The 1,080-nt window shown below is 63.7% G+C and carries 1 protein-coding gene; it reads left to right on the top strand.

All coding sequences use genetic code 11. The features are described 5' to 3' along the window. Positions 1–1,080 (top strand): branched-chain amino acid ABC transporter substrate-binding protein (locus tag H5407_RS23485; protein ID WP_255501418.1); only part of this gene is annotated, 1,080 nt, incomplete at both ends.

The following is a 1,080-nucleotide window of genomic DNA, read 5'->3' as shown; positions in this document are numbered from 1 at the left end:
TGGCTCAAGACCTGGTCGTCAAGATCGGTCACGTCGGACCCACCAGCGGCGGCATTGCCCACCTGGGCAAGGACAATGAGTTGGGCGCCCGCATGGCCATCGACGAACTCAACGCCAAGGGCGTGATGATCGGCGGCAAGAAGGCCAAGTTTGAGCTGCTGGCCGAAGACGACGCCGGCGATCCCAAGCAAGGCACGGCCGCAGCCCAGAAGCTGATGGACTCCAAGGTCAACGGCGTGATCGGCCACCTGAACTCGGGCACGTCCATTCCCGCGTCCAAGGTTTACGCTGACTCTGGCGTGCCGCAGATCAGCCCCTCGGCGACCAACCCCAAGTTCACCCGCAACGGCTACAAGACCGCCTTCCGCGTGGTGGCCGATGACGTGCACCTGGGTGGCACCCTGGGCAAGTACGCCGTGAACCAGCTCAAGGGCAAGTCCATCGCCGTGATCGATGACCGTACGGCCTACGGCCAGGGCGTGGCGGATGAGTTCGAGAAGGGCGTGAAGGCCTCCGGCGGCAAGGTGGTGGGCCGCGAGTTCACCAACGACAAGGCCACGGACTTCAGCTCCATCCTGACCTCCCTGAAGGGCAAGAAGCCCGATGTGATTTTCTTCGGCGGCATGGACGCCGTGGCCGGCCCGATGCTGCGCCAGATGAAGCAACTGGGCATCGAAGCCAAGTTCATGGGCGGCGACGGCATCTGCTCGGGCGAGCTGCCCAAGCTGTCGGGCGGCACCATGGGTGACGGCCAGGTCGTGTGCGCCGAGGCTGGTGGCGTGGAAGGCGAGTCCAAGAAGTCCATGGACGACTTCAAGACCCGCTTCAAGGACAAGTACAAGGTCGAAGTGCAGATCTACGCTCCGTACGTGTACGACGCGCTGAACGTGATGGTTGCTGCCATGGTGAAGGCCGGTTCGGCTGAGCCCGCGAAGTACCTGCCGGTGCTGGCCAAGACCGAAGGCTACAAGGGCGTGACGGGCACCATCAGCTTCGATGGCAAGGGTGACATCAAGAACGGCGCCCTGACCCTCTATACCTACAAGGGCGGTGCCCGCGAGCAGATCGCGGTCGTGCGCT

Origin of the sequence: Mitsuaria sp. WAJ17, from assembly GCF_014174515.1 — a bacterium.
Classification (GTDB): domain Bacteria; phylum Pseudomonadota; class Gammaproteobacteria; order Burkholderiales; family Burkholderiaceae_C; genus Roseateles_B.
This window is presented reverse-complemented; position numbering and strand designations above follow the sequence as displayed.